The sequence below is a fragment of the Providencia sp. PROV141 genome, assembly GCF_028481645.1.
Taxonomy (GTDB): Bacteria; Pseudomonadota; Gammaproteobacteria; order Enterobacterales; family Enterobacteriaceae; genus Providencia; species Providencia rettgeri.
Map to the genome: position 1 here is coordinate 1 of NZ_JAMPPR010000044.1, position 2,683 is coordinate 2,683.

General features: G+C 41.8%; 3 protein-coding genes. All 3 read right to left on the bottom strand.

Features of this window, described 5'->3' with window-relative positions; genetic code table 11:
• Positions 1-454 precede the first annotated feature (454 nt).
• Positions 455-895: a hypothetical protein gene (locus PSF09_RS20360; RefSeq protein WP_015063446.1), complete on the bottom strand. Its 441-nt coding sequence runs from the start codon at positions 893-895 to the stop codon at positions 455-457.
• A gap of 637 nt (positions 896-1,532) precedes the next feature.
• The gene (locus PSF09_RS20365) at positions 1,533-2,177 is read right to left on the bottom strand and encodes a quinolone resistance pentapeptide repeat protein QnrD1 (protein ID WP_012634451.1); all 645 of its coding nucleotides are present in this window, start codon (positions 2,175-2,177) and stop codon (positions 1,533-1,535) included.
• A 174-nt stretch (positions 2,178-2,351) separates the two neighbouring features.
• A partial coding sequence (locus PSF09_RS20370; protein ID WP_210815678.1) for a hypothetical protein occupies positions 2,352-2,683 on the bottom strand: 332 nt, incomplete at its 5' end.

Sequence of the window (2,683 nt, forward strand, 5' to 3'; positions counted from 1 at the left end):
ACATTTTTGAGCGACCAAATACAGGGGCGAAAAAAGGGGGTGGTCAGACGAACGCAGTGAGTTTGACGGGCTTGGGTGAATGGTTTTTTTCGCAGGCGTCCAGCCGAAGAAAATAGCCAGAGGGCGGAGCCTTATGTCATTCATTTTCGTCCAGAAAATGAGTGGCATTGATACTGAAAGTATCATGGGGTGCAAGTTAGTAAAACTATGATTCTACCCATTATTTCACCCGTTATTCTGCCCGTTATACCTAAATTGGGTGCAATAACGGGTAAAGTAATAGGTAGAATAACAGGTGGATTAATGGGTAAGAAATAACACAACGTCATCTTGTGTCTATCTATTATTCTGTATCTTATTCTATGTATTATTCTACCTATTACAGACGAAATAGATAAAATAAGAGATAGAATAATAGATAGGATAATACATAAAATAATAGGTAAACCTAACGTCAGCGCACCTTTTCTTCGAGCTGTTTTAGCATCGAAATATCACCTAATAACCGTTGATTTTTACCTGTGAAAAAGATGATCGGACTGACATTTGCATTATCAATACTTCGGCTTAACTGAATTCCCATCGCCTGATAATCATCATCGTTTGTGCAATGGTATAACGCTAAAACAAGCTGACATTGTTCTGGAGTTCCGCATTCTATTGCCCAGCGGATCAACTCCGAAAAGGTCAATCCGTTCGGTTTCCAGTGTTTTTTATGCCGTGACGCTAACGCCTTAAATTTTTCACGCCCTTGATTATATTTTTCTGCCCCGATCACCGGATCTTCACAACGAACCCCTTGAACCGGTCGCTTATCAAATGACAATTCCCATAAATTTAATTCTTCGATGTATTCGTAATCTTCTGGCGATGCCAAACGAAATAATTGAGACATAGAGACACCCTCCGATCATGTGTGAACGGAGACAGTATAAGGCTTTCGAGAAATTCCGCTTCCTCGACGTGAAACAAGTTCACGCCTTGCGGCGAGCGTTGCGAATTGAATTTATGAGGTTTACCAAGCTCCAGATGTAACAAAGCCCCGTGACAGCATCACAGGGCTCTGGTACTCTAAATCTTGTGCATTCGTTGCTCAGATTAGACGTCGCAATCCAATCTTAGCAACGTGAGAGGCGCTTGTCACGTTCTCATTAAATACCAGCCAACGACATTAACCCAAATGCACCACTTGATTGACTCGGACTTAGCCCGGTCTCCGAAAGGATAAACAGGCAAATTGTGGTAGTAAAACGTACCGGAAAACGAAATTCCGGCTCTACCTCCGAATCACGCTGCGGTATCGAAAGATTACAGTGCGTACCTGATAAGAGCACCAATCAACGGACTAGGGATTTCTTGGATTGCGAAGTGTCGAAAGAAGCCCAACCTAACCAAACTTAGCCAGATTAACGAGCTAAGAGACCATGACCCAATAACTGATCATGGAGAAAAGCAAAGACAAGATGAAGATGTCGCTTCGCTCCGTTTTGATTAGTACCACATTGGGGCATTAGGCGTTTTTTACCTAGATTTTATCGGTGAACAATAACACCTAAACTCTCAACAAGCTGAAGCGCCTGCTCTCCATCCAACTTCACTCCATCTAAATTAATTCGCCTTGCATCAAGCTCGCCAAGCGCCCCACCCGTTAAATCACAACCAGTAAAATCAGCCAAAGACCAATCAAACGATGAAAACTCCCCACAAGAAAGATCGGAGCCACGAAACACGGCGCCAGTTATCACAGTGCCATTCCAGCGATTTTCCCACAGTTCGCACTTTTCTAATATGACTCTAGAAAAATTAGCGTAACTAAGATTTGTCTTGGTTATATAAGCACTACAAAACCATGACCTTGTAGTTATCATATTCATAAAATTAGCCCCTCGAAAATCAGCTCCTTGAGCTAAACACTCACTAATTTCAAGACCTAAGGCGCTAATGTTTTTAAAATTACTCATTGATAAATCGCAGCTTTTAAAGCTAGCGTTTTTTAGTTTGGCTCTATTAAAATCACACCCTTCCAAGCTATTCCTGTCGTAAAAACTACAATCAACAAATTCAGTATCAGTTAAATCAACCCCTGAAAAATCACAATTTGAAAAGGCAATATTTTTAACTCTATTCCCCGTAAATTGATCTCGTGAAAACTTTTCATTGATAAAGTGCTTTTCCATACATGCTACACCTGGTTATTTATACAGTGCAATCATTGTACATTAATTTGAACAACCTTAAACTCTAGCTAAAATTGATTCATACAATCCCTTTTATGTTAAACGGGCGAGTTAGTTAGCAAAAACCTCCCGTTCATCCCCATTAAAGCCCCTCGAAACGATTTTAAGACACGATCACCCTATAAAACACCCAAATCTACGCTGAAAGTTTAGAACGGTTTTGCGGGCTTCTGAGTGCGTTTTTAACATCGTGCAAACTGACAAGTAAAACGATGCGAAATCGCTGAAAGTCACAAACTTGTTTTGTGGCAAGAAGCGATTTGACCAACCGAGTAAAACGAGGGCGGTAGGCTTTTTGTTTTTATCCTGATGAGCGTCCAGCGAAGAAAGGGAAAAACAGGGGGAGCCGAAACGAAATGACACGCCCCAGCGATGGCAAGTGAACCCCAGTGAACGTGTTTCGTTTTGGGGGCAAAGCCCCCCGTCAAGCGAAGCGTCTGACCACC

Coding starts and splice junctions, on each gene's coding strand:
- PSF09_RS20360 (WP_015063446.1), bottom strand. CDS start 895: ATGTCTCAATTATTTCGTTTGGCATCGCCAGAAGATTACGAATACATC.
- PSF09_RS20365 (WP_012634451.1), bottom strand. CDS start 2,177: ATGGAAAAGCACTTTATCAATGAAAAGTTTTCACGAGATCAATTTACG.